Origin of the sequence: Pseudomonas paracarnis, from assembly GCF_904063055.1 — a bacterium.
Taxonomy (GTDB): Bacteria; Pseudomonadota; Gammaproteobacteria; order Pseudomonadales; family Pseudomonadaceae; genus Aquipseudomonas; species Aquipseudomonas paracarnis.
Map to the genome: position 1 here is coordinate 51742 of NZ_CAJFCN010000012.1, position 26068 is coordinate 77809.

The following is a 26068-nucleotide window of genomic DNA, read 5'->3' on the forward strand; positions in this document are numbered from 1 at the left end:
TCGGTGTACCGCTATCGCAGGCAAGCCAGCTCCCACAGGGACCTGCGGTGTTTTTCAATTTGTCGCTGCATTCATGGAGATTTTTTATGCAGGCAATCAACAACATCAACCTCAACTCCCTGGTCGACACCGTGGTCAGCCTCAGCGCTGCGTTTATTCTCGGTGGCCTGATCGGGTTCGAGCGCCAGTACCGCCAACGCACCGCCGGCTTACGTACCAATGTGCTAGTGGCGGTAGGCGCGGCGATCTTTGTCGACATGGCCAACCGCCTGGGCGGTGCGGAAGGCGCGGTGCGCGTGGTCGCTTACGTGGTGTCGGGCATCGGCTTTTTGGGGGCGGGTGTGATCATGCGGGAGGAGGGCAATGTACGCGGGCTTAACACTGCCGCCACCCTCTGGGCTTCGGCGGCGGTGGGCGCCTGCGCCGGGGCCGATCTGATCCTCGAGGCTTTGCTGGGCACGCTGTTTGTGCTGGCGGCCAACACCTTGCTGCGGCCGATCGTCAATAACATCAACCGCCAACCCTTGGACGTGGTGTCGGCAGAGGTCACCAATATCCTCTATGTCATTGCGCGCCGCAGTCAGCAACAGGCGGTGATGGCATTGCTGGAAGCCGAGTTGGCCCGCTGCAACTACCCGGCCAGTGATGTCGATGTGCGGCCATTCGGCAGCGACGAAGTGGAAATCGAGGCCATCCTGGCCGCCACGTCGGTGGATGGCGATGAACTGGATGCACTGGTGGCGCGCCTCTCAACATCAACCCTGGTGGTACAGGCTTTCTGGAGCCCGAGTACCACCGATTGATCTCCTTTGGGCTGGCCAGGATTGGCTAAGCTTGTTTGTGGAAAAATCCTACATGTAGTCCGGATTATCCCTTCAGTTGAAACATCATTGCGTTGCTAAGGTTGGGCACTTGCGGCTGTTGGGTCGTTGAGGTCCGGCGTCCGTGGTTATGCTGAGTTAATTGAAGGGGCCAGACACCGCCTCGTTACCGTCCTCAGAGGGCAGCGCCGCTCGTCGGAACTGTCAGTTCTCACAGGTACCCAGGTCCGGTGTGATGTGTAAGGGTATTTTGTCCACATAGGGAAGTTTTATGAGCAAAGCATTAATTGTGGATGACCATCCGTTTATCCGGGCGACGGTCAAATATCTCCTGAAAGTGGAGGGGTTTGATGAGATTTTTCAGGCAGGGGATGGCGCAGATGCCATGCAGTTGGCGAGGGAGCAACGTCCCGAGCTGATTATCCTCGACCTGGCGATGCCTAAATTAGGCGGGTTGGAGGTTATCAGCCGCATCAAGGCGTTGGGCCTGCCATGCAAGATTCTGGTACTGACCTCCTACCTGGCGGTGTTTTTTTCTACCCGCTGCATGCGTTCCGGTGCCATGGGGTTCGTCGCCAAGACCGGTGAACTGGATGAGCTGCAAAAGGCTATCAAAGCCATCATGTCGGGCTACAGTTGCTTCCCCAGTTTGCCGACCAGTTCGGTGCGTCGCGACGATCTGCAAGAAACGGAACGGCAGATGATCGACTGCCTGTCGGATCGTGAATTGACCGTGTTGCAGATGCTGGCCCTGGGGCTGGGTAACAAGGAAATCGCCGAGCAAATGCTGCTGAGCCACAAGACCATCAGTACCTACAAGACTCGACTCAAGGAGAAGTTACGAATGTCCTCGGTAGTGCACTTATCCAAGTTTGCCCAGCGCAACCATCTGATCTGATCCGAACTGAAATGGTCACCACCGCGTTGATGAGGTTCGCCACGGTCCTTTGGATGAGCCTGTTACCCCTGATCGCGGTGGCCCTCGAAGAGCCTCACGCTTTGCGGCTGTTGGGGCACTCTCATATCGAAACCCCGCAAGTGACGCTGGACGAGGCCGACTGGCGTTGGCTGCGTGAGCGGCGCTCATTACTGATGGGCGTCTCGGCGCCCGATTACGTACCTTTTGACTTGACTAACAACAACGACGAGCTCGAAGGTATCACGGCCGATTTTGCCGCATTGGTCGGCCAGGCCCTGCATATCTCCATCGAGGTTCGGCGTTACGACACACGCGATGAAGTGATCGAGGCCCTGAAGCAGGGAGCGGTGGATTTCCTCGGTTCCGCCAATGGCTATGAAGCGGCCGATCCGCAACTGCTGTTGTCTCGCTCTTATGCCAACGATCAACCGACCCTGGTGACCCGCAGCGGTGACAGCCAGGTGTTGAATGATGACCTGGCCGGCAAGCGCGTGGCGATGCTGTATCACTATATGCAGCCCGACGCCGTACGGGCGTTTTACCCCCAGGCCCAGCTGGAACTGTTTGCCTCGACCTTCGAAGCCATTGGTGCCGTGGCGTTTGGTCGTGCCGACGTCTACCTGGGGGATGCCATCAGTAGCAACTACCTGATCAATCGCAACCACCTCAACAATGTACGCATGGCGGATTTTTCCGGCCTGGAAGTCAATCCGTTTGCGTTTGCCGTCACCCGGGAAAATACGCGTTTACTGCCCATCCTCAATGCTGCGCTGGAGGCGATTCCCGCCAGCGAGCAGATGGAAATTCTACGCCGCTGGAGCGGGGGTAACCTGGGCATAATCGGCGTTGACCGGCTGCACTTGAGCGCCAGTGAACAACGCTGGGTGCAGAAAAATCCACGGGTCAGGGTCGCGGTGCTCAATGATTTCCTTCCCTTATCGTTTATCGGCGATCAAGGCCAATTCGAAGGGCTGAGTGCCGAAGTGCTGTCGCGCATCAGCTTGCGTACCGGCTTGAAGTTCGATGTGGTGCCAGGCAGTTCGTTGCCGCGCCAGATCAACATTGTCAGCGCGGGCACGGCGGACATGCTGGCGGTCGTCACGCCTAGCGTGGAGCGGGCTGATAAAGTGCGCTTTACCCGGCCCTACTTGACCAACCCCTTTGTGCTGGTTACCCGCGACGGTCCGCACAGCCCGCTCACGCTGGAGGACATGGTCGGCAAACGCCTGGCCATGGTGGTTGGCAATGGGCTGCACGATGAGATAGCGCAGAATTTTCCAGGCGTGATCTTTGTCGACGTGGAGACCCCCCAGCAAGCCATGGCGCTGGTGGCCAATGGTGACGCCGATGGCGCGGTCAACTCATTGATCAGCGCACGCTATCTGATCAACCGGTATTACCGCGACCGCTTGCGTGTCACCAGTACGGTCGGCACCGAGCCTGCACGCGTGACCTTTGGGGTCAACCGCAGTCAATTGGAGTTGTATTCGATCCTCGACAAGGCACTGCTGAGTATCACCCCGCAGGAAATGGACGAGTTGATTGGCCAGTGGCGCAGCGAGGTCATCATCGAGGACAGTTACTGGTTGCGCTATCGCAACGTGATTCTTCAAGGCTTTGGGTTGGCGGCGCTGTTGTTGGCCGTCACGCTGGGCTGGGCCATTTACCTGCGCAGCCTGATTCGCAAGCGCCTGCAGGCCGAGCGGGCGCTGAGCGATCAGATGCGGTTCATGAGTGTATTGATTGACGGCACGCCGCACCCGATTTATGTGCGTGATCGCCAAGGGAGGCTGATGGCCTGCAATAACGCCTACCTCGACGTGTTTGGCTACAAGCTTGAAGACGTGATCGGCAGGACGGTGGTGGAAACCGACGTCGAAAACCCGCCACAGGCCCAGTCGTTTCATGAGGATTATCTGCGCTTGATGGCTGGGGGCGAGCCGCAGATTCATGATCGAATACTCAAGGTGCCCAACGGCGATGTGCTGACCATTTACCAGTGGATGCTGCCGTACCGCGACGGCGACGACAAGGTGGTGGGTATGATTGCCGGTTGGGTCGACGTGAGCGAGCGGCACCGCTTGCTCGGCCAGCTACAGGAAGCCAAGGACGATGCCGACGCCGCCAATCGCGCCAAGACTACCTTCCTGGCGACCATGAGCCACGAGATCCGCACGCCCATGAATGCCGTGATCGGCATGATTGAGCTGGCGTTGAAAAATGCCGAACAGGGGCGGGTCGACCGCGACGCCCTGGAGGTGGCCTCGGTGGCTTCGCGGGGGATGCTGGAGTTGATCGGCGATATTCTCGATATCGCGCGGATCGAGTCCGGGCACTTGTCGCTGACCCTGGAGCCCGCCAACCTGCATGAGCTGTTGGCGTCGGTCGCACGGGTGTTCGAGGGGCTGGCCCGAGCCAAGGGGTTGGCGCTGCAGGTTGAATTGGACCCGCTGATTGACCAGGCAGTGCTGGTTGACCCGCTGCGATTCAAGCAAGTGGTGTCCAACCTGCTGAGCAATGCCATTAAGTTCACTCCCCATGGGCAGGTCAGCCTGGTTGCACGGGCGGTGGTCGAGGGCGATCGCTTGGCCGTGCAATTATGGGTGCAAGACACCGGCATTGGAATTAGCGTCGCCGACCAGCAGCGGCTGTTCAGCGTGTTTATCCAGGGCAGCAACAATCAACAGTCGGCACGCAGCGGGTCTGGGCTGGGGTTGGTGATCAGCCGCAGCTTGTGCGAAATGATGGGCGGCCAATTGCACTTGAGTAGTGTGCTGGGGCATGGCACTCGGGTGGACGTGACGTTGGCCCTGGCCATGACCGCCACGCTGCCGGCCCCGATTGAGCCTGTGCAAGAGGCGGCGCCTGAGGGCCGTGCGCTGAGCATTCTGGTGGTGGACGACTACCCGGCCAATCGCTTGCTGCTGGCTCGACAGTTGAGCTTTCTGGGCCACCGTATCGTCACGGCCGAAGACGGTGTGCAGGGGCTGGAGCAGTGGCGAGCGGGGCAGTTCGATGGCGTCATTACCGATTGCAACATGCCCTTCAAGAACGGCTATCAGCTGGCACAGGACATTCGCGCGCAAGAGCGTGAGCAGGGTCTTGAACCCTGCCTGTTGCTGGGGTTCACCGCCAACGCCCAGCCGGAGGAAGCTGAGCGCTGCCGGCAGGCGGGCATGGATGGGTGCCTGTTCAAGCCAACCGGGCTTGACGACTTGCGGTCGGCGCTGGCCTCGCGTTTGGCAGACGCGGGCCCGCAGCCTGTGCCGACATTCGACTTGAGCACACTCGTCGCGCTGACCGGCGATGATCACGCAGCGCTTGTCGGATTGTTGGCGCCGTTGCTTAAAAGCCTGGGGGAGGACCGTGCCTTGCTGCCACGCCTGGCAAGCCAGGCAGATTTTGCCAAGCTGCACGACCTGGCCCACCGTGCCAAGGGCGGCGCGCGAATGGTCAAGGCAAACCTATTGATCAGTGGGTGTGAAGCATTGGAGGCCGCATGTGAACAGCGCGACCGTCAGGCATTGGGCCCCGCGGTTGACGGCGTGAACGAAGCGCTTGATGTTTTGCATCGTGGCTTGAAAGCTTATTGCAATCAGCCCTGACTGCGGTTGATCGCCATTCGGGAAATTTGGGAAAACTCTTACACAAACCGGGAACATGCCTGATTTTGTCGTCGGCATATGTCTGGAGAATGGGCTGCGCTCACTGCCGAGCACTGCCTGCCCAGGGGTTTGCCATGCCGAACAAAGCACTGACCATCCTGATTGCCGATGAACAGCATCTGCAACGCTTGTACATCGAGAAAATGCTCAACCAGTTGGGTTATTACCGGATCGTGCCGGTGCAAACATTCGAAGAGGTGCGGATTCTCACTGCCATTCCTGCCGAACCCTTCGACGTGCTGATAATCAATGCGGGGCTGATGGCCCAAGCCCATGAGCCTCTGCCCCAGGTGCGTCATGTACTCGTCTACGAGCATCTGGACCTGGGCGCCCCTTGCGGCGTAACGCCGGCTGTGCGAGTGCGATTGCCGGGTGTGCCGGACCACGTCAACCTCGAACACTTCATGGACATCGTCGACCCCTGCGAGACTGCCAATGGCCTGCGGGTGTTGCCGTGGCTTCGAGAGCTGTCCCGCATGCCGGTGGCCCGGGCCTAGTCCACAGCCATTGTTTGTAGGAGCTCGCTCGCGAAAAACTCGCAGGCGCTGCGTTTATTCAGGAAGCACGCGTTATCGTTGACGTTTTTTTGCGAGCAAGCTCGCTCCTGCACGAAGGCGATTCAAGGGTGCATCGTGTTTACCGTATGCCACGAAATCTACGGGCCAGTTCAATCTTCGCAGAAGCAGGCAAGAGAAGGCATCGAGCACACGCCACTACCGGCCCATGCTCGCCCACTGCAGGAGTTTGCCAAACAGAAATTCCAGGCCGATCTAATGTTTTTCACCGATCAGTCGGCTTTGCCGTGTTCCCGCAAACGCTCGGCGGCACTGCGTAACAACTGCTCGGTCCCGTCCCAACCCAGGCAACCATCGGTCACCGAAACGCCGTATTTCATCGACGCGCTCAGCGGCTGGCAGCCTTCGAACAGGTGACTCTCAAGCATCATGCCGACCAGCGAGGTATCACCTTGCATACGCTGCTCCAGCACGTCATTGAATACCGCCGGTTGGCGCAGCGGGTTCTTGCCGCTGTTGGCATGGCTGCAATCGACCATGATTCGTGGCGCTACTTTGGACTTGGCCAGGTCATGCTTTACGTCGGCCACGCTTTGCGCATCGTAGTTGGGCCCACGATGGCCGCCGCGCAGCACCAAATGAGTGTCGGGGTTGCCGGGCGTCTGGATGATCGCCGGGTGGCCCTGGCTATCGACGCCGAAATGACGATGCGGGTGAGAGGCTGAGCGCATTGCATCGCAGGCAATGGCGACGCCACCGTCGGTGCCGTTTTTGAAGCCCACGGGCATGCCCAGGCCGCTGGCCATTTCGCGGTGAATCTGCGACTCGGTCGTGCGTGCGCCAATGGCGACCCAAGTGAGCAGGTCATCGAAGTAGCCGGCGGCCATGGGTTGTAGCAACTCGGTGGCCACCGGCAGGCCCAGGCGCAGCATTTCACGCATCAGTTCGCGGGACAGGGTCAGGCCGGCGGCCATGTCATCGCTGCCGTCCAAGTGCGGATCGTAGGCCAAGCCTTTCCAGCCCACAGTGGTGCGCGGTTTCTCGACGTAGGCACGGATCACCAGCAGCATCTGGTCGCTGACTTCAAGCGCAAGCTTCTTCAGATTGCGCGCGTATTCCATGGCCGATTCCGGGTCGTGGATCGAGCACGGGCCGACAATCACCAGCAAGCGTGAATCTTCGCCATTGAGGATGGCGCGCACGGCTTGGCGATGGGCGTGGACTTGTTCGTTGAGGAACGGGCTGAGCGGGAGTTGGTGCTTGAGTTCAAGAGCGCTGGGCAAACGCTGGGTCAGGGCTTCATTGGCGCTGTTGAGGGCAGAGACGGGCAAAGCGGCGACGGAGGAGTTCATATTCAAGGCTTCCTGGGCAAGCGGCGGGCGATTCCCGCACGCTTGGCCTACTGGGGTGTTCGACAATTGGCCGTATCGGCTACGTGTGTTGGCTTGCCACCACGGGGTGACCGGTCGGAGGCGGCAGGCTGTCCCGAACGGAGCTGGCTAAATCGCCATGCAGTGCAAGTGTCGTAGCGGTAATAGGTGGCGTAGTTCATGGTGTGATTCCTTTAAGTGAGCGTGAAAAACAAATTGTCAGGCGCTGAAAAAACAAAACCCCCGGTCGGGGAGCCGACCGGGGGTTTAGATTTCTCTGGTAGGCGACCCCTTGAGTAGTGGGCGCCGATTTCAGGTATCAGGCGCGCCAGTGGCTAAACCAATACCCAAAATAAAAGCCGGCCAGTGCGCTCGAACCATTCACACGGGTAGCCGACACCGAGCGCAAGGCGCTGGCAGCAGGGCAAACCTGAGTGTGGGTGAGTGGCAACATGGGGCTCTCCAAATGATGGGGGGAGCTTACTAGAGGCGTGCGGGTGGATTCAATCAGTAATTTCTATTGCGTGGCAGTACTTACCGCTATGGGCATAGGTATCTACACAACGTTGCTGCGACGCTGGACCTGTGGCGAGGGAGCCTGCTCCCGTGACGGCCTGACAGCCGGCGCTGATCTGGCTGAGGCACCGCGATCCAAATGTGGGAGCTGGCTTGCCTGCGAAGACGGCCGGACCGTCAACACAGTTGGACCGTGTACATATCCATTCCTGCGGTAACGGCGATACCTATGCCGCTATGGGGCAAGTGTGGATATGCTGACGGCTCTCAAACAATGATTGCCAGGACGCGACCATGACTGCCTTGACCCTTGCTGCGGCGCAAACCGTTTCCATCCCGGGCGATATCGCTGCCAATATCCAGCGGCACCTGGCGTTGATGCGGGCCGCGGCTGAACAGGGTGTGCAATGCCTGGTGTTTCCAGAACTGTCACTGACAGGCTACGAGCCGTTCCTGGCGGCCGATTTGGCCATCGACCCGCAAGACGCCGTGTTGACGCCGTTGCGTGAACTGGCGCGGGAGCTGCAGTTGACGGCCGTGGTGGGCATGCCGGTGCGCTTGGCGCCAAAAACAGGTGTGCTGATCGGCGCGCTGGTGCTTGAGGCGGACGGTTCAGTAGGCGTCTACACCAAGCAGCATCTGCACCCCGGCGAAGAGCTGGCATTTGCTGCGGGGCAGGGCGGCGAGCCCCTGGAATTGGCAGAGGAGCGCATCGCGCTGGCGGTGTGTGCGGACTTTTCCCAGGCCAGCCATCCACGCCAAGCGGCGGCAGCGGGCGCCACAGCGTATGCCGCAAGCGTACTGATCAGCGAGGCAGGCTACGCGGCGGACAGTGCTTTGCTTGAAGGCTATGCGGCCGAGCATGGCCTGTTGGTACTGATGGCTAACCACGGTGGCCCATCTGGAGGCTGGGCTTGTGCCGGTCGCAGTGCGATCTGGACCGCCGATGGCAACTTGCTTGTTGCCGCCCCCGGTGTCGGCGACGCGTTGGTGATCGCCCGTCGCGACGGCGGGCAGTGGACCGGCCAAGTGGTCGCCCTCTGAATGAGGTTTCATTTGCGCCGGGCCATCGAGCAGGACCTGCCGTTTGCCCGCACCCTGACCCAGCAGGCCATGAGCCATTACTACCGTCAGAACGGCTTGTTGTGGTCCAGCGACGGCTTCGACGTGGCCTGGGCGGGCCGCGAGAACTGGCTGATCTGCAACGATGACGTCGTCATGGGCTTTATCAGCCTGAGCCGCGATGGCAAGGCCCTGTATATCCGCGAGCTGCACCTGCTGGAATGCTGGCGCAAGCAGGGCGCGGGCACATGGGTGCTGGAGCAAATGGCGCTCAAGGCACGCGTCGAGGGCCTGGGCTTTCTACGTTTGACGGTGTTCAAGACCAACCCGGCAAGAAGGCTGTATCAGCGCTTGGGGTTGAGCATTGTCGGTGAAGAGGATGGCTTCTGGCGGATGGAGCGTGAGTGTCGCGCACTCACATCGGACTAAAACATGCACGTCCTACAAATAAGCGCATACTGCTGTCAGTTAGTGCTTTGTTCGTCGTGGGATTGAGCTCTTGGCTCATCCACGATAACGCCCTCTTTCATGCCCAGAAGTACCGCCACTTTATGGGCTTCTCCACGCCGTCCCTTTTTGCGCCCGGAGAGCACTTGATACGTGGTTGCCGGGTCTACGCCATGTTCCCGGGCGAACGCTTGAACTGACTTTCCTTGATGTTCCAGCCAGGCCTTGGCTTGTGCAGCAGTACGGATTCCGGGCATAGTTCAAAACCGTTCAAGTTTGTTTAACGAAGTGATGGTGTGACACCTCTTGGGGTGTGCCAATTTAGGATCATACATCCAAATGAGTGGAATCGGTTCGCGCTTAAGGCAAGAAAGAGAGCGACTTGGCCTGTCGCAGAAAGTTTTTGGAGAAATTGGAGGCGTTGAAGCGAACGCCCAAGGCAAATATGAAAGCGGTGGTCGTGCACCCAAGGCCGACTATTTGTCTCGCGTCGCCGAAAAAGGTGTGGATATCCTGTACGTGTTGACCGGCAGCCCAACGCCGATCCAGCTGGATAACCTGAGCAAGATCGAAGAGAAAGTGCTGGGCAATTACCGAGCGATGTTCAAGGAAGACCAGGACGCAATCCGTCGCTTGACCAGTACCTTGGCTGAGCATTCATCCGTGGTGAACGGAAAAGCCAAGTCGCCCCCCCAGGAATCCTGACCTTTAGCCCAGGAAACAGGGCTGTTCGCCAGCCGGCGAACAGCCGCAGCACGTTTAATCTCTATATATATGACACTTGCAACTAGGTCTGCGCCTTGGTTTTTTGCTAAGGTGTTCAGCAACCTATAAGACCATATCGCGAGGTGTCTGCTTGATTAGGGTGCTAGTAGTCGATGACCATGATCTCGTTCGTACAGGCATTACACGAATGCTGGCTGACATCGACGGCCTGCAAGTAGTCGGCCAGGCGGAGTCGGGGGAGGAATCCCTGATCAAGGCCCGGGAGTTGAAGCCCGATGTGGTACTGATGGACGTCAAGATGCCTGGGATTGGCGGTCTTGGTGCCACGACCAAGTTATTGCGCAGCCATCCGGACATCAAGGTCGTGGTGGTCACGGTGTGCGAGGAAGACCCGTTTCCCACCCGTTTGCTGCAAGCCGGTGCCGCCGGCTACCTCACCAAGGGCGCAGGCCTGGCCGAGATGGTGCAAGCCATTCGCCTGGTATTTGCCGGCCAGCGTTACATCAGCCCGCAGATTGCCCAGCAATTGGCGATCAAGTCGTTCCAGCCCACCAGCGATTCGCCATTTGATGCGCTGTCGGAGCGGGAAATCCAGATCGCCCTGATGATCGTCGGTTGCCAGAAGGTGCAGACCATCTCTGACAAGCTGTGCCTGTCGCCCAAGACCGTCAATACCTACCGTTATCGTATCTTCGAGAAGCTTGCCATCAGCAGTGATGTTGAATTGACCCTGCTCGCAGTGCGCCACGGCATGGTGGACGCCAGCGCCTGACATGACCACACCGTTTGATCCGAGCGCCTTTCTCTCCACCTGCAGTGGCCGCCCCGGCGTGTACCGCATGTTCGACAGCGAGGCGCGCCTGCTTTACGTGGGCAAAGCCAAGAACCTGAAGAACCGTCTGGCGAGCTACTTTCGCAAGACCGGCCTTGCGCCGAAAACCGCCGCCCTGGTGGCGCGTATCGCCCAGGTCGAAACCACCATCACCGCCAATGAAACCGAGGCGCTGCTGCTTGAGCAGACGCTGATCAAGGAATGGCGGCCGCCTTACAACATCCTGTTGCGTGATGATAAATCCTACCCTTACGTGTTTTTATCCGACGGCAACTTTCCGCGCCTGAGCATTCACCGCGGGGCAAAGAAGCAAAAGGGCAAGTACTTCGGGCCTTACCCCAGCGCCGGTGCGATTCGTGAAAGCCTGAGCCTGCTGCAAAAAACCTTTTTTGTGCGTCAGTGCGAAGACAGCTTCTACAAGAACCGCACCCGGCCGTGCCTGCAATACCAGATCAAGCGCTGCAAGGCGCCCTGCGTGGGTCTGGTGGAACCTTCGGAGTACGCCGAGGATGTGCGCCATTCGGTGATGTTCCTCGAAGGGCGCAGCAACGCACTCACCGATGAGTTGTCCGGGGCCATGGAGCAGGCCGCCAGCACCCTGGATTTCGAAAAGGCCGCCGAACTGCGCGACCAGATCTCCCTGCTGCGCCGTGTCCAGGACCAGCAAAGCATGGAAGGCGGCACCGGTGACGTTGACGTGATCGCCGCGTTCGTCAACCCGGGCGGCGCCTGTGTGCACCTGATCAGCGTACGAGGCGGGCGGGTATTAGGCAGCAAGAACTTCTTCCCGCAGACCGGTATCGACGAAGACGTGGCGGAGGTCATGGCCGCATTCCTTGGCCAATACTACGTCAGCAGCCCTGAGCGCGACCTGCCGTCTGAACTGATCGTCAACGTGGTGCACGAAGACTTCCCCACCTTGATCGAGGCCATCCACGAGCTGCGCGGCCGCGAGCTGGACATCAGCCACCGCGTACGCGGCACCCGTGCTCGCTGGCAGCAGCTGGCCGTGACTAACGCCGAACAGGCCCTGGGCGCGCGGCTGGCGAACCGACAGCACGTCGCTGCACGCTTCGACGCCCTGGCCGAGGTCCTCAACCTGGACGAGCCGCCCCAGCGCCTGGAGTGCTACGACATCAGCCACTCCAGCGGCGAGGCCACAGTGGCCTCTTGCGTGGTATTCGGGCCGGAAGGGCCGATCAAGGCCGACTACCGGCGCTACAACATCGAAGGCGTTACCGCCGGCGATGACTATGCCGCCATGCACCAGGCGCTCACGCGGCGATTCAGCAAGTTGAAGGACGGGGAGGGCAAGCTCCCCGATATCCTGCTGGTAGACGGCGGTAAGGGCCAGTTATCCATGGCCCGTGACGTGCTCAACGAACTGGCGGTGCCCGACCTGATCCTGCTCGGTGTGGCCAAGGGCACCACGCGCAAGGCCGGTTTCGAGACGTTGTACTTGAATGATGCCGCCCATGAGTTCACGTTGAAGGGCGACTCACCCGCACTGCATCTGATTCAACAAATCCGCGACGAAGCCCACCGTTTCGCCATTACCGGCCACCGCGCCCGCCGTGGCAAAACCCGGCGAACTTCAACCCTGGAAGGGGTGGCAGGGGTTGGCCCGACGCGGCGTCGCGACTTGCTTAAACATTTTGGTGGCTTGCAGGAGCTCTCCCGTGCCAGCATTGACGAGATAGCCAAAGCACCCGGTATCAGTAAAAAGCTCGCTGAATTGATTTATGCCAATCTGCACAGCGAATAGAATGCCTTCTCACCTCGTAGCCAGTTGTGCCGATGAATATCCCTAATCTGATCACCGTTCTACGCGTCCTGCTTATCCCGATTTTCATTTTGTTGTTCTATTTGCCGTATGAATGGAGCTACGTCGCGTCCAGTTCGGTATTTGCCTTCGCAGCCGCCACCGACTGGCTCGACGGCTACCTGGCCCGCCGCCTGGAACAGAGCACGCCCTTCGGCGCGTTCCTCGACCCCGTGGCCGACAAACTCATGGTGGCCGTCGCCCTGGTGCTGCTGGTACAGGAACACGGCAACCTGTGGCTGACCCTCCCGGCCGCCGTCATCATCGGCCGCGAGATCGTCGTGTCGGCCCTGCGCGAATGGATGGCCGAAATCGGCGCCCGCGCCCACGTGGCCGTCTCCAACATGGGCAAATGGAAAACCGCCGCGCAAATGCTCGCGCTGGTGATCCTGCTGGCCAACCCGTCGGACTTCTCGTTCTGGGTCCTCACGGGCTACGCCTTGCTGCTGGTCGCGGCCGGCCTGACCCTGTGGTCCATGCTGCAATACCTGCGTGCTGCCTGGCCCCATCTGCGAACCACCGTTGAAAAGAAATAAAACTTTTTTGAATCAAGGGGTTGACGGGGGCTGAGGATTCTATAGAATGCGCATCACCAAGCGGGAATAGCTCAGTTGGTAGAGCACGACCTTGCCAAGGTCGGGGTCGCGAGTTCGAGTCTCGTTTCCCGCTCCAAGCATTAATGAAAAAGCCACTCTAACGAGTGGCTTTTTTTTGCCTGTGTGATTTACGGAATGGACGCTTAGGCGTCTTTTTTTGTTTGTGCGCACAACCGTAGGGCGCGCGCTCAAATTCGTATTGTTACTAGATCCGCTCAGTTCGCCTGGGTCGCCAGGCGAACTACTGTTCGCTCAACTTCCCGACGCGCCTCGACGCTTGGGGAGGGCGTCACTTCTGGCACCGATAATCCTAAGTGACGATGGTTTCCAGGCAGTGGAATTGCCCCATCGTGCGGCACACGGATTTTTGTGCGCCTGCGCGCTCAGCGCGCGCGTAGTTCCAAAATTGGCAACGCCCCGTGGCAATCGCCAACCCTTGGGATGCCCGGATTTGGCCGTACTCAAACGGCGTATGGACGTAGAAGAGTTGCACAAGCCCGTCGGACGGGTTGCCGCCGGTGGCCCCCCAATATTTCGGCGTTGCGCAGCCTGCAATGAGCGGTAGGGCGATGGCGACGATGACGGATTTCATTGTCGAGGGCGGTCCTTCAAGAGTAAAACATGACGTTTGTAGGAGGTGTTTCCACTAGCCTGTCTCAACGTCGGTTGCCTAAGGCGGCCCAAACTTGACCGACTGGCAGCCACTGGAGAGCAGCAATTCGCCTTCATCGGCCTCAAACCCGACGACCTTCCTGTCCTGGTCGACGGTGATGGAAAGGATGCAGCGATTCGGGTTATTGACGGTTGCCCAATAGTTGGTGTGCACCATCACATTGCCCTGCCTTTCCGCGCTTTGTGCCACCACCTCATTGCTGTTGTAAGACGTGTCGCGGTACCACTGCATCACCACATGCTGGTCGTCCGCGGTGCGATCCATTTTTTGGGGTGGACCAAAGAAATTGATGGCGTCCTGCGCCGGGCGGCCTTTCCATTGGCTGCGCGCGTACATTTCCGGGACGGTGTCAAAACTGACGCAGCCGGTCTGCAGCAGCGCGAGGGCCAAGGCCAATGCACCTGTGTATTTCATGTTGATCACTCATTATTCAAGCGTGCCGGTTGACGCCGGAGGTCATTTTTTCTCAGGTGCGCCCAAGAGGAAGTTGAGGTCGCGCATCACGTCCTCGGTGCTGCTCTTCCTGGACTCAATGCGGATCGGCTGATTACCCGGCAACTGATTGAAGAGGCCTTGCTGCGTGATCGCCACCAGTTGAGCGTTATCGATGGAGCCGACGCCCATCGGCATCATGGCGTTGGACTTGCGTTTGCCCGGTGCGCAGGCGAAGTCATAGCCACGCTCCAGCCAGCTCTTGGGCACCGGCACCCAACGTTTAGGCGCCGGCAGCACCGTGGTCGCCCCGGCGCGCAGGTAGGCGGTGGCAGAGTTCACCCTGAGCTGTCGCTCCGGGCATTGCAGCTCCAGCGCGTAGCTCACGTAGTTGGGGCTGTTGGGGCTTTCGAATACCTGCACGACCGTCAGCTGTGTGTTTTGCGGGTGTTGTTGTGTGGCTTTTACCGACTGTGCATCGGCGAAGAACAGGTCTCTGTTGGGCGTGTCGCCGGTGCCAAAGATCATCCACCAGTCGGTGGCCACTGCGGGGGCTGCGCTTAGCGATAAGAGGGCGAAGGTCGAACCTGCGAGCAGGCGCTTTCGCAAACCGAGGGGGATGTTGTTGTACATGGTCAATCGACTCCTGTCGTGGACGCGGGGAGGGCTAGAGCTCAACGAAATGAGCGAGCGGGCACATCCTAGGCAGCGTCGCCCGTGCCATTCAATAATGTGGGCGCAATCAGGACGCGTCCTGCGAACCCATGCGCTGGGTCTGTAGGAGGTGTCTTTCAATAGCGTTGTGCGTGACTTATCCAAGCATTGAAAACGCCCCAGAAATTGAATGGGTGTCTAAGTGTTGGGGGCGCCCTTCACCCTCGGCAGCCGACTGCGTGCACTCTTATGCCTCAAACGGCCATCTATCGAATGCTGAGCGCTGACGCAGGTTTAGCGTGCTGAGCATGAACACCATCTTTGCCGGCAACGCCGCCATGTGGCGCGCCCGGCACGCCGACGTCCGTTCCCATAGGCCGGTGCGCGCGATGCCCGCACCGGCTGTCAGGGTTACTTCGTGCAGGTCAGGCGCGAGTACTTCGGCGGCTCAAGCAGGATGCCTGGAGTCATGACCGTCGAGCAGTTGAACACACGGCCCTTGGCGGTCGTGGCTTTGAAGTTCAGTTCAGCGCCGCCCAGGAAGTCCTCCTTGCTCTTGGTGACCGGGCCCATGGTCAGCTCATCCGTAGAGGCCAAGCCAATCGCCTCTGCGGTGACTTTGTGTATCTGCAGTACGTTGGGGTTGGTGGTGCAGCCCGCCAGCAGGCTGGCCAGTGCAAGCAGGAGGAGGGCGGTTGAGGTCTTGGTCATCGTTGAGGCTCCTTGCGAGTGGCGGCGGCAGGAAAATTGCGCGCGTGCCGCCTGTGGGAATCATGAGGGAACAGGGATTTGCCCTACGGCGGCGGAGTCTAGGAGCGCGTAAAAGACCCCCACAATCACCTGGAGGAAATCGAGACGGAGGCTACGGTGGAGCGTGTTGGAGTTGACGGAAATCGAGCGGGAGAGGGTCAGGCCACCGAGGGAAAATCGAGGCTGAAGGGTGACGAAGGTGGGCATGGGGATATGCAGATCCTCCACGGCGATGGGGCTTTCGCAGGCATGCTCTAGCTGGGTAGAAAAATCCATCGCGAGGGTGTTAGTGACAGGCTGCCGGCTAGATGTCAAACCCGCAGGTACTTCCATCGTTCGCTGACCCATGACGGCATCACTTTTTATGGGGGAGGGTGTTCGCCTCGCTGGTTTCCCTGACCGCAAACATTAGGCAGCGCACCGCTTCACGATCCTGTTCCGACAAGCAACGGTAGTAGTGGACCAGGCGCTCTTCTTCTCGATTGAGTTGTCGGGACCGCAGGGCTGTACTGACGGCGGTACGCAATGAGGGAAAAAATGAGGTATTTAGCATGATCCAAGTTCTTCATGAGGTGAATGGAGACGTGGGCTTCTTGCCCGGAACAACTGAATACATAACGTTTATTTTAGAAAAGGGCTTGTCGTTTTTCGTGACTGTTGGGTATTTCAGATGGGGCCGTCGGAAGTGTTTGGAGAAAGTGTAGGAGCGATCTTTCAAAGGCGGTGGAAAACACGCGATAGGGGGACGCTACCGCGGATCGGGTCCTATGCGGTGCCTGAGAGGTCCCAGTGCTGGCTTTCGATCAGGTAGTCACGAGCGGTTTCATTAAATGATTCAGAGGCACAGACCGTCGAGTACGTGCGCTCAGCGTCAAGTAACAATGGGCTGCCTCACCTTGCGACTTAACCCCGGTGTCTTGCCCGTAACACGTTTGAACGCGCGACTGAAAGCGGCCTGGGATGTATAGCCCAAGCGTTGTGCTACCTCTTCGATCGGCAGCCTTTCGAGGGTCAGCCACTGGCTTGCGAGCCGCATTCGCAGTTCGGTGACATAGCGCAGCGGCGTCATGCCAATCTTCACCTGGAAGCGATCCGCGAAGGCTGAGCGCGAGGTATTGCATTGCTCTGCCAACTGCGCAACGGTCCAGTCGCGGCCCGGTTGTTGATGGAGCGCGAGCAGTGCACTGGCCAAGCGTGGATCGCGCAAGGCGGCGACCAGGCCAGAGGCATTACCGCAAGCGCACTCTACCCAGCCGCGAACGACCATGGCGGCCACCACGTCGGCCAACCGCGCGAGGATACCGGCGAAGCCCACACGTGCGGCGCTGACCTCGCGCTCCATGGTGGTCAGGATAGGCACCAGTCCAGGGTAGCGCTGGCCGTCGGCATCAATCAACATCAGGCCCGGCATCAGTTTGCCGAGGCCATGGATGCTGCCCAGTTCAAACTCCATACAACCACTGAACAAAATGGTGCTCGGCGTTGGGCTGGCATCGGTTCCGGTGTGCACCGCGCTCACGGTGTCACCGAGGGGGACGCCGTCTAGGCGGTCGATGTCCTGAACGGGTACGTCCGCATGGGAATACAGTTGATGGGCCGCGCCGTGGGAGATGAACACGGCGTTGCCGGCAGACAGCGCGTAGGTGGTGCCGTCCTCCATTCGCAGTACCGCATTGCCGACGGCCATGAAATGGAACCAGGCATGCCCAGGTTTTTCAGCGAAGCCCAAACCGAAACTCGGACTCGTTTGTATACGCCGGTATTCGACGCCACGCAGGCGCATACCGCGCAACAGTTCGTTGATGAGATCCGAGGAAAGAGCAAACTGTTCTGCAGACATTGTTCAGGTGTTTTAGTCAAAAATTAGAGATTTTGGATCATAGATCATCCAGATTCGCGCGCCTAGACTGCGGGTCGCAATGATGATTGGGAGATCCCTGTAATGACTGACTGTGTATGTGACGCCGTATCCAACCGCCATCCCGGCGCCTTCTCGGAGGCAGAGCCTGCGGCCCCCGCGTGGATGGCCGTCTTCTCACTGGCAATGGGAGTGTTCGGATTACTGACTGCGGAGTACCTTCCGGCCAGTTTGTTAACACTGATGGCGACTGATCTGGGCGTGTCCGAAGCGCTGGCTGGCCAGGCGGTAACGGTGACAGCAGTGGTAGCGTTGTTCGCCGGTTTGTTGGTGCCAGGCCTGACCCGCGGCATCGACCGACGTTGGGTGTTGCTGGGGTTTTCCACGTTGATGGTTGCCTCCAATCTGTTGGTCGCCGTTTCTTCCAGCTTCGCGGTGCTGCTGTTGATGCGCATCTTGCTGGGGATTGCCCTGGGCGGGTTCTGGAGCATGGCTGCGGCGGTGGCGATGCGCTTGGTGCCGAGTGCTTTGTTGCCTCGGGCGCTGTCGATCATTTTCAGTGGGATTGCCATCGGGACGGTCGTTGCCGTGCCACTGGGCAGCTATCTGGGCGGGCTATACGGCTGGCGCAGCGCGTTCTTTGCAGCGGCGGCGGTAGGCATGGTGACCCTGGCGTTTCAGTCATTGACTTTACCGCGCCTCGCGCCGCGCCGGCCGGCACGTCTGCGCACGGTTTTCGACGTGTTGCAGCGCCCAGGCATCGCCATGGGGATGTTCGGTTGTGTGCTGGTGCATAGCGGTCACTTCGCGATGTTCACCTACGTTCGGCCATTTCTTGAAGGTACTACCGGCATCGGCTCGCAAGGGCTGTCGCTGATGTTGCTGGGGTTCGGTGTGGCGAACTTCTTCGGCACGCTGTTGGCTGGCAAGCTGCTGGAGCACCGCCCGCTGGCCACTCTGGTGTTAATGCCTGCGCTGGTCGGGGTTGCAGCACTGGCGTTGGTGCTGTTGCCACCCTCGTTGCCGGGGCAGGCGGTACTGCTGGCAATCTGGGGCTTGGCCTTTGGCGGTGTGCCGGTGGCGTGGTCGAACTGGGTCGCCAGCGCGGTACCTGACCAGGCGGAAAGCGCCGGGGGTATGGTGGTGGCCTCTGTGCAGTCCGCCATCGCCATGGGCGCCGCCGCTGGCGGTGCAGTGTTCAGCCTCGGTGGCAGCGCGGGCGTATTTATAGCGGCGGCGGTGCTGATGTTGCTGGCTGCGTGGCTGATTGCGCTGCGTGTCCGGGTGCCTTCTGTCCATGTCGTCAATGCTGGGAGGGCTAGCGCTCAATAAAATGAGCACTATTGAATTTCTAGGTAACCCTTGACAGTCCCCCGTGACCCGCACTCAATCGACCCCGGGCATCCGAATCGAGGCCATCTGGCACGTCATCTGAAAAGGGACCAAGGGCATGGGCGTTTTCGATTACAAGGGCATGAAGGGCGACCCCGCCAAGGCGCTGCTGAGCAACGCCTTGGCTTTATCCGAGTACGCGTATGACTCCACCGGCCAACCCCTGGCAACCGGTGGCTGGGCGCCTATCGGTGCGCAGGCCCTGGGCGTGACGCAGCATGTGGACAAGCAAGGCACCTTCTGGGGCGAGACCGCCTTGGCCCCTTCGGCCAACGTCGAGATTCTGGGGCAGTACGATGGGCTTGGCAGGCTGATCGCCATGGGGATTGCCTTTCGTGGCACGTCCTTTGGCTTGACCTGGGATGGCGCGGGCGACGTGGCCAGCGACCTGGCGGCCGCAGCACTGCCTGGATACGCCGCCAATTACGCCAAGTTCGCCTTCAGCGCCTTGCTCGAAAACGTCGCTCGTTACGCCGCGAGCCAGGGCTTGAGCGGTAAGGATATCCTGGTCACCGGCCATAGCCTCGGCGCACTGGGCGCCAACAGCCTGGCGACCTTGAGCCACGATCACTGGGGCGGCTTTTATCAGGATGCCAACTACGTAACCTTTGCCTCACCCGCTCAACGCTCGGGTGATACCCCGGTGTTGAATATTGGCTATGAAAATGACCCGGTGTTCAAAGCCATTGATGGCAAAGGCATCAATACCTCGGCACTCTTCTGGGGCAACGACCGGGGCTGGGATGCGGCCGCCAACAACCTCGTCAGTTTTACCGATAATTACGCGTCGTTCTCGGCACATTTACCTAATAGTCTGAATTGGGGCGTGGCCAAGGCTCACTCCCTGGACGGTTACATCCAAGGTTTGGGGCGTATCGCGTCCTCCGAGTTCTACGACCTGACCAGCAAGGATTCGACCATCGTGGTCTCCAGCCTGACCGAGGCTGCGCGTGAAACCACCTGGGTACAAGACCTGAACCGTTACGCTGAAAAACACACTGGCAATACCTTCATCCTCGGCACCGAGGGCAACGACCTGCTCAAGGGCGGTGTCGGCAACGACTTCCTGGAAGGCGGCGCCGGTCATGATCGTTTTCGCGATGATGGCGGCTACAACATCCTGCTGGGCGGGCAGGGCGATAACGTCTTCGAACTGCACAAGCCACTGGCCAGCTTCGGCTTTGCCAACGATGGCGATGGCACGCTCTACATCAACGACGCCTATGGCGGCATCAGTATGACCCGCGATATCGGTGCATTGGTGAGCCAAGAGCAGTCCTACATCATGTGGAATTCAATCCCCTGGGGCACCCACGACGTCACCTATAACGTAACCGGCCAAGGCCTGCTGGCCGGCACAGCCTTGACGCCCTACACGGCCTCTGCCAACGGCGATGCGCAGGACAATGTCCTCACCGCTCATGCTGCGGGGGAATGGTTGTTCGGTCTGGGCGGCGACGATCATTTGATCGGTGGGCAGGGTAGTAATGTTTTCGTCGGCGGGGCAGGCAATGACCTGATGGTGTCGGGCGGGGGCAGCAACACTTTCCTGTTCAACGGCCTCTTTGGCAATGATCGGGTCGAGGGCTACCAGGCCAGCGATAAGCTGGTGTTCATGGGGATTCCTGACCTGGGCCAGCAATACGATTACCGTTCCCATGTCTCGATGTTCGAGGACAATGCGCTGTTGTCCTTTGGCGACAACTCGGTGACGTTGGTTGGCGTGAACATGACTCAACTCAATGGTGCAGGCATTTATATTTCCTGAATACCCACACAATGGGCTGTTGAACCTGTGGCGAGTGAGCTTGCTCCCGTGACGGCCCCTCAGCCGACACATACCTACCTGACGCCCCACGGACCAAAATGTGGGAGCTGGCTTGCCTGCGATGGCGGCTGTCAGACCGCCACGGGAGCAGCGGATATCTACCGCGGGTTTGTCATCGAGCTCAAACCCGCTACCTCATAGCCTCCGTTACTTGAGCGTAACGTCGAGCATCGGCGGGATGTAACCGTAGTCATACTCGGCGACCACGAACGTTTGCTGCCCTTTGATCTTGATGCCCACCGTCGGTGCTTCGGTGCCGCCGATACGGATCTGCGTGCCGGTGTTGTCGGTCGGTACGCTGTCGATGAAGGAGGTCACCAGGCCGTTGGGCATGACGCAGTGCGAGTAGGTCTGAAACGGTTGGGAGGACGGGTTGCCCAGTACCAGGCCAGAGCCGTTCAACGGCACATACGGGCCGAACAGCGAATCGGCGACGAATCCGTATACCCCGTCCGGGCCGGTTACACCGTCGGCGTAGGTGAAGGTGTGGCTGATGGTGAACAGGTAGTACTTGCCGTCCTGGAACACAAAGTGCGGGCGTTCGGTCTGGTCGTTGACGCCGACCGCGGTCAGCAGCGGTGGCAGCATTTCCCAGTCGTCACCGTCTTCGTCGCGGGCCACGGCGATCCCGACGCAGGCGGTCTGGAAGCGCGAGTTGCCGACTTCTTCATAGCCGGGTGGCACGTCGCCGATTTCGGCGTTACCGACCTTGTGCGAGCCGCGTTCGCCGGCCACGTTGCCTTCGAACAGCATGTACAGCTTGCCGTCTTTCGGGTCGCGAAACGGCCATGGATCGCGAAAGCCCCAGAAGGCGTTTTGCGCTTCGGTCTGGTACATCTTGCCGTCCGCCTCGAACAGCGGCTTGACCTTTTCGAAGCCCACCAGGCTGACGCCATGCTCGGTGGTCACCACGCGGCCACGCACCTTGACGATGGTCGCGCCGGGCGTGACGGCGGTGTAGTACAGGTCCACTTCGCCTTGTTCGTTCAGCAGGATCGGTGTGCCAGCCCATTCGCGCACGGTGGGTGAAACCCCTTCAGCCATCACTCGGCCGCCGAGCTTCCAGTCTTTGCCAGTGCGAGAAAACCAGTAGTACATCTTTGCCCGGCCATGGCGATCGTTCCAGTCGCGGATGACGTCGTAGTTGCCATTCTGATCGAGGTATTGCGGGTCGTTCGGGTGGCGATCCGCAGTGAGGGTGAAGATCACCGACCAGCCGTCAACGGAGGTGATGTTGCCGTCGATATCACGCAGCGGCATGGTGTCCCAGATAAAAACCTCGTCACTCAATACCGGGAAGTTCGCACTGACCAGTGGCTGGGTGGTGGTGGGGTCGTCCGCACGCACTTTAAGCGCATCGGCTCGGGTCCACAGGCTGGGTTGATGGGGTGTTTTTCCAAATTTCGAAGGGGTGTTTTTCATAGGAAACCTCGTCCATGTAGGGATTCAAGTCACTGTATTTATATACAGTGATTCGAATTTAAAAGACTCGGATCTGTGGGTCAAGGATAAAAATGCATTTATGCATTTTTTGAGTTTTTCATTCAGCTGATACGTTTCACCTTGTCCCGTTTACAGAAGTTATTCCATTGGCGTGGCGCAGTGATGGCCATGAGCGAGAGGGTGGTTAGTTCAAGCCACGCATGAACTGGTCACTGATCAGGTCAGCCAGCATCCGCACGGGTTCGGTAAGGCTTTGGCGAGAACGGTGTATGAGTCCGATATCCCGGTGAAAGGTGTGTATGCCCAGATCGAGTGCTCGAACACCCATAGGCCACTCCGGATCTCTGCACGTTTGCGGCACCAATGCGACGCCTACGCCCTTTTTGACTAATTGAAGGATGGCCTCCAGCTCATCCAGTTCGCACACCTCATGCAGCGTGAAATGCATCTGCCGCACAAAACGATCAACCTGCCTGCCGCCGAACGATGAGCGGTCATAGCGAATGAAAGGATGGCTGGACAGCAGTGCCGACCAGTCTTCACCGGGCACTTCGCATGGGACGATCAGCCGGTAGGGCTCCTGCGCCAGAGTCGTCCAGTGCAGGTCACTCTGGAGCGAGAAGGGCGGGCGAATGATGGTGGCCATGTCGATCTCGCCAGCGTCGACGAGGTTGACCAATTCCATCGACAGCCCTGGAATGACTCGCGTGCGACATTGCGGGCATTGCTGGTGAAACCTGGCCAGCGATTCGGGCAAATATGAGCGCTGCACCGACGCGATAGCGCCGATAGTCACCCGCTCGTGGGTGGGTTGTCCCATTGTCGAGGAGCCCAGGTTGTCGTAAAGATTGAGCAATTCCTGAGCTTGCAAGAGTACCTGGTGGCCCATTCTATTGAGATGCGCAGAGCGTCCCTTTCTGTCGAAAATTTCGACGCCCAGTTCAGCTTCGAGGCGCTGGATTTGCGCGCTCACAGCGGCCTGGGTCAGGCCGATTCTGTTGCCGGCAGCGGCAAAAGTGCCTTCCCGCGCAACAGCGATGAGTGTCTTGAGTTCTTTGATCATTCATAAATATTAATTGTGTTTCTAAGAAATATATATTGATTTTTATGTTGGGTTTTCCGTCCTACGATGTTTTCCATTCCCGCCAACGGCTGAGCCAAGCGAGGCAATGACGGGGGAATGTTCGCCAAACCCACAAAAAAAGCACTGGAGATCTGATGAGCCTCTCGCCATTCCACCTCGCAATACCTGTTTACGACTTGGCTTCAACACGGACCTTCTACGGTGAGGTTTTTGGTTTAGAAGAAGGGCGGTCCAGCACTCAATGGGTCGATTTCAATTTCTATGGTCATCAACTGGTGATTCACGAGCATCCCAAAACCGCCTCTCAAGAAAGTGTTCATAGCAATCCGGTCGATGGTCATGATGTTCCTGTTCCGCACTTCGGCATCATTCTGGGTTGGGAGCAATGGGAAGCGCTGGCCGAGCGACTGAAGTCGTTTGGTACCGAATTTGTGATCGAACCGTACATTCGTTTCAAAGGTCAGGTTGGCGAGCAAGCCACCATGTTCCTGTTTGATCCTTGCGGCAATGCTCTTGAATTCAAGGCGTTCAAGGATATGGGCCAGCTCTTCGCGAAATAAGAACACCCATGGCACAGCTGAGCTGTGCCATGGGGGCTCACGTGAGCTGCAAGCTCATGACTCTAGCAACTGCTGATAACGCAGACCTTTCATTCCAACAAGAAGGCTAGACATGAAACGTATTCCCTTGGTGTGGCAAATCGTTGCCGGGCTGTCGCTTGGCGTGCTTGTCGGTTGGTACTTCAATACCCATCCGCTCTATCAGGCATGGGTCAGCGTGCAGGTTCTGAAACCGCTTGGTGACATCTTTATCAAGATGATGAAGATGGTCGTTGTGCCAATCGTGTTCTGCTGCATGATTCTGGGCATTGCAGGTGGCCCAGACAGCAAGTCATTTGGCCGCATGGGTGTGCGCTCGCTCGGTTATTTCTTTGCGATTACCGCGCTGGCCGTCGTCATAGGCTTGTGTTTCGCAAATCTCTTCGAACCGGGAACAGGTACCGATATTTCCGGTGTTTCGCACGGTGCCGCATCCATCACGCTGGAGCCGCCGAAAGGAGCGCTGGTAATATTGCAGAACATCGTGCCCGATAACGTATTGGCTGCGATGTCCGAGGGGAAATTGCTGTCGGTGTTGTTTTTTGCCGTGCTGTTCGGCTTGGCATTGAACGCCTTGCCGAAAGAGAAAAACGCACCGGTCATCGCACTGCTTCAAAGTGTTTGCGATGCGATGTTCAAGGTTGTCTCCATGGTTATGGCTTATGCGCCTGTGGGTGTGTTCGGCATGATCGGCGCGACCGTGGCGACGTTTGGTTTCGCTTCTTTGTTGCCATTGCTCAAGTTGATTGGTGTTGTGTACCTGGCGCTGATTGTTTTTGCGTTGGTGGTACTTGGCGGTATTTGTTACTTGATAGGCGAAAACATTTTCAAGTTGATCGGGTACTTGCGCGATGAGTTGATGCTCGCCTTCTCAAGTGCCGCCTCAGCCGCAGTGATGCCGCAGTTGATGACAAAGATGGAAAGTTACGGCGTGCCGCGTCGGATCGTCAGCTTCGTGGTGCCGGTGGGGTATGCGTTCAACCTCGATGGTGCGTCGATTTTTCTTGGGGTGGCGACGATCTTTGTCGCGCAACTCCATGGCATCGACCTGTCGTTATCCCAGCAGATCCTGTTGGTGGTGACCATGGTGCTGACTTCCAAGGGCGCAGCAGGGGTGCCAGGTTTCGCCATCATCATCTTGTCAGCGACATTGGCCTCAGCAGGTCTTCCACTGGAAGGCGTCGCGTTGATCGCTGGCATTTTCAGGATCATCGACAGTGGTACCACTACGTTGAACGTGTTGGGCAATGCCATTGCGCCGTTAGTCATCGCCAAGTGGGAAAAGGTCGAGCTCAGACCTTCAACGGATTATCCAGCCGCACGGGCCTAGTCGTTTGCAGGAGCAACGATAGGCGAGAACGCAGGAGGTCATTCGTCAGGTATTGCTAATGTTTTGTAGACGACCGGTCTAGTTTTGGATAGGCTCTCGTCATTATGAAAAAATCTAATCTGGACATGCGACAGCACATCATCGATGTAGCGAAGACACTGATGACCCACAAGGGCTATACCGCCGTCGGTCTTATGGAAGTATTAACGACGGCGGGCGTGCCCAAGGGCTCGTTTTATCACTACTTCCGCTCCAAGGAGGAGTTCGGCCAGGCACTACTGGAAGAGTATTTCCAAGAGTATATCGGTCGGGTAGACATCGTCATGGCAGCGCAAGGGACTGGCGCCGAGCGGCTGATTGGCTACCTGAGTTACTGGGCGAAGACACAGGCGTTCGATCATCCCGAGGAGAAATGCCTGGTGGTGAAACTCGGCGCAGAAGTGTGTGACCTCTCGGAGGACATGCGCAGCGTACTTGAAGAGGGCACCGCACTGATTATCCAGAGGATCACCCGGTGTGTTGAACAGGGGATGGCCGATGGCTCCATCACGTCGACCCAGAACGCCGAGACATTGGCTGAATCGTTGTATCAACTGTGGCTTGGGGCTTCACTGTTAGTGAAGGTGCGAAACACAACGGCTGCTTTCGAAACAGCGCTGAACACGAGTAAGCGCCTGCTGGCATAGGGGCGTTTTTTTTTTACCACTTTACTAGACGACCGGTCTAATTTATCG

General features: G+C 58.7%; 24 protein-coding genes and 1 tRNA gene. 16 read left to right on the forward strand and 9 right to left on the reverse strand.

Translation table 11 applies throughout. The annotated features are described in order from the left end of the window. Positions 1-86 precede the first annotated feature (86 nt). The 4 genes from JMV15_RS22145 to JMV15_RS22160 all read left to right on the forward strand — a co-directional run bounded on the left by JMV15_RS22145 (position 87) and on the right by JMV15_RS22160 (position 5902). Positions 87-803 carry an MgtC/SapB family protein gene (locus tag JMV15_RS22145; protein ID WP_019821435.1) on the forward strand — a complete coding sequence of 239 codons (717 nt, stop codon included), beginning with the start codon at positions 87-89 and terminating at the stop codon, positions 801-803. 289 nt (positions 804-1092) lie between these two features. Then, positions 1093-1719 (forward strand): response regulator transcription factor, encoded by a 627-nt coding sequence (locus JMV15_RS22150; protein ID WP_014717992.1) that lies wholly within the window; start codon positions 1093-1095, stop codon positions 1717-1719. Between the two features lie 53 nt (positions 1720-1772). Next, on the forward strand, positions 1773-5345 hold the full coding sequence (locus tag JMV15_RS22155; protein WP_019821438.1) for a transporter substrate-binding domain-containing protein: 3573 nt from the start codon (positions 1773-1775) through the stop codon (positions 5343-5345). A gap of 134 nt (positions 5346-5479) precedes the next feature. Next, positions 5480-5902 carry a hypothetical protein gene (locus JMV15_RS22160; protein WP_032903477.1) on the forward strand — a complete coding sequence of 141 codons (423 nt, stop codon included), beginning with the start codon at positions 5480-5482 and terminating at the stop codon, positions 5900-5902. A gap of 290 nt (positions 5903-6192) precedes the next feature. On the opposite strand, the gene JMV15_RS22165 is transcribed toward JMV15_RS22160, so the two are convergent. Beyond that, positions 6193-7272: a 3-deoxy-7-phosphoheptulonate synthase gene (locus tag JMV15_RS22165; RefSeq protein WP_019821442.1), complete on the reverse strand. Its 1080-nt coding sequence runs from the start codon at positions 7270-7272 to the stop codon at positions 6193-6195. Between the two features lie 828 nt (positions 7273-8100). Between JMV15_RS22165 and JMV15_RS22170 the strand changes: the two genes are divergently transcribed. Further along, complete coding sequence (locus JMV15_RS22170; RefSeq protein ID WP_038449717.1) at positions 8101-8850, forward strand: carbon-nitrogen hydrolase family protein; 750 nt, start codon at positions 8101-8103, stop codon at positions 8848-8850. Then, positions 8851-9297: a GNAT family N-acetyltransferase gene (locus JMV15_RS22175; RefSeq protein WP_032903480.1), complete on the forward strand. Its 447-nt coding sequence runs from the start codon at positions 8851-8853 to the stop codon at positions 9295-9297. Between the two features lie 35 nt (positions 9298-9332). Here the strand turns inward: JMV15_RS22175 and JMV15_RS22180 are convergent, their stop codons facing one another. Next, on the reverse strand, positions 9333-9572 hold the full coding sequence (locus tag JMV15_RS22180; protein WP_003190382.1) for a DNA-binding protein: 240 nt from the start codon (positions 9570-9572) through the stop codon (positions 9333-9335). 82 nt (positions 9573-9654) lie between these two features. Between JMV15_RS22180 and JMV15_RS22185 the strand changes: the two genes are divergently transcribed. The 5 genes from JMV15_RS22185 to JMV15_RS22205 all read left to right on the forward strand — a co-directional run bounded on the left by JMV15_RS22185 (position 9655) and on the right by JMV15_RS22205 (position 13367). Further along, positions 9655-10020, forward strand: coding sequence for a helix-turn-helix domain-containing protein (locus tag JMV15_RS22185; protein WP_003190384.1), 366 nt, complete (start codon positions 9655-9657; stop codon positions 10018-10020). 151 nt (positions 10021-10171) lie between these two features. Beyond that, positions 10172-10813, forward strand: a complete 642-nt coding sequence (gacA, locus tag JMV15_RS22190) for a response regulator transcription factor GacA (RefSeq protein ID WP_003190387.1) — start codon at positions 10172-10174, stop codon at positions 10811-10813. Between the two features lies 1 nt (position 10814). After that, positions 10815-12638 carry an excinuclease ABC subunit UvrC gene (gene uvrC / locus JMV15_RS22195; RefSeq protein ID WP_019821446.1) on the forward strand — a complete coding sequence of 608 codons (1824 nt, stop codon included), beginning with the start codon at positions 10815-10817 and terminating at the stop codon, positions 12636-12638. Positions 12639-12670: 32 nt separating this feature from the next. Beyond that, positions 12671-13231, forward strand: a complete 561-nt coding sequence (gene pgsA, locus JMV15_RS22200; RefSeq protein ID WP_003190391.1) for a CDP-diacylglycerol--glycerol-3-phosphate 3-phosphatidyltransferase — start codon at positions 12671-12673, stop codon at positions 13229-13231. 60 nt (positions 13232-13291) lie between these two features. After that, positions 13292-13367 (forward strand) — tRNA-Gly (locus JMV15_RS22205). Between the two features lie 234 nt (positions 13368-13601). Here JMV15_RS22205 and yecR read toward each other — a convergent pair. From yecR to JMV15_RS22230, 5 genes are all read right to left on the reverse strand, one after another. After that, positions 13602-13883: a YecR family lipoprotein gene (yecR, locus tag JMV15_RS22210; RefSeq protein WP_038449720.1), complete on the reverse strand. Its 282-nt coding sequence runs from the start codon at positions 13881-13883 to the stop codon at positions 13602-13604. A 78-nt stretch (positions 13884-13961) separates the two neighbouring features. Then, on the reverse strand, positions 13962-14378 hold the full coding sequence (locus tag JMV15_RS22215) for a hypothetical protein (protein WP_020303194.1): 417 nt from the start codon (positions 14376-14378) through the stop codon (positions 13962-13964). A 42-nt stretch (positions 14379-14420) separates the two neighbouring features. Next, positions 14421-15029 (reverse strand): hypothetical protein, encoded by a 609-nt coding sequence (locus tag JMV15_RS22220; RefSeq protein WP_038449722.1) that lies wholly within the window; start codon positions 15027-15029, stop codon positions 14421-14423. A 432-nt stretch (positions 15030-15461) separates the two neighbouring features. Next, positions 15462-15761 carry a hypothetical protein gene (locus JMV15_RS22225; RefSeq protein ID WP_014718001.1) on the reverse strand — a complete coding sequence of 100 codons (300 nt, stop codon included), beginning with the start codon at positions 15759-15761 and terminating at the stop codon, positions 15462-15464. A 910-nt stretch (positions 15762-16671) separates the two neighbouring features. Further along, positions 16672-17640 (reverse strand): AraC family transcriptional regulator, encoded by a 969-nt coding sequence (locus JMV15_RS22230; RefSeq protein WP_201491920.1) that lies wholly within the window; start codon positions 17638-17640, stop codon positions 16672-16674. Positions 17641-17742: 102 nt separating this feature from the next. Here JMV15_RS22230 and JMV15_RS22235 point away from each other — a divergent pair, with 102 nt between their 5' ends. Beyond that, complete coding sequence (locus JMV15_RS22235) at positions 17743-18990, forward strand: MFS transporter (RefSeq protein ID WP_038449726.1); 1248 nt, start codon at positions 17743-17745, stop codon at positions 18988-18990. A gap of 118 nt (positions 18991-19108) precedes the next feature. Beyond that, positions 19109-20818 (forward strand): polyurethane esterase, encoded by a 1710-nt coding sequence (locus JMV15_RS22240; RefSeq protein ID WP_038449729.1) that lies wholly within the window; start codon positions 19109-19111, stop codon positions 20816-20818. A 207-nt stretch (positions 20819-21025) separates the two neighbouring features. Here the strand turns inward: JMV15_RS22240 and JMV15_RS22245 are convergent, their stop codons facing one another. Further along, positions 21026-22300, reverse strand: a complete 1275-nt coding sequence (locus JMV15_RS22245) for a glycoside hydrolase family 68 protein (RefSeq protein ID WP_069868370.1) — start codon at positions 22298-22300, stop codon at positions 21026-21028. 205 nt (positions 22301-22505) lie between these two features. Continuing rightward, positions 22506-23384 (reverse strand): LysR family transcriptional regulator, encoded by an 879-nt coding sequence (locus JMV15_RS22250; protein ID WP_014718006.1) that lies wholly within the window; start codon positions 23382-23384, stop codon positions 22506-22508. 155 nt (positions 23385-23539) lie between these two features. Here JMV15_RS22250 and JMV15_RS22255 point away from each other — a divergent pair, with 155 nt between their 5' ends. The 3 genes from JMV15_RS22255 (at position 23540) to JMV15_RS22265 (ending at position 26020) form a co-directional block, all read left to right on the forward strand. Further along, positions 23540-23965: a VOC family protein gene (locus tag JMV15_RS22255; protein ID WP_014718007.1), complete on the forward strand. Its 426-nt coding sequence runs from the start codon at positions 23540-23542 to the stop codon at positions 23963-23965. Between the two features lie 112 nt (positions 23966-24077). Next, the gene (locus tag JMV15_RS22260) at positions 24078-25334 is read left to right on the forward strand and encodes a cation:dicarboxylate symporter family transporter (protein WP_038449732.1); all 1257 of its coding nucleotides are present in this window, start codon (positions 24078-24080) and stop codon (positions 25332-25334) included. Between the two features lie 104 nt (positions 25335-25438). Next, positions 25439-26020 carry a TetR/AcrR family transcriptional regulator gene (locus JMV15_RS22265; protein WP_020303201.1) on the forward strand — a complete coding sequence of 194 codons (582 nt, stop codon included), beginning with the start codon at positions 25439-25441 and terminating at the stop codon, positions 26018-26020. Positions 26021-26068: the final 48 nt, after the last annotated feature.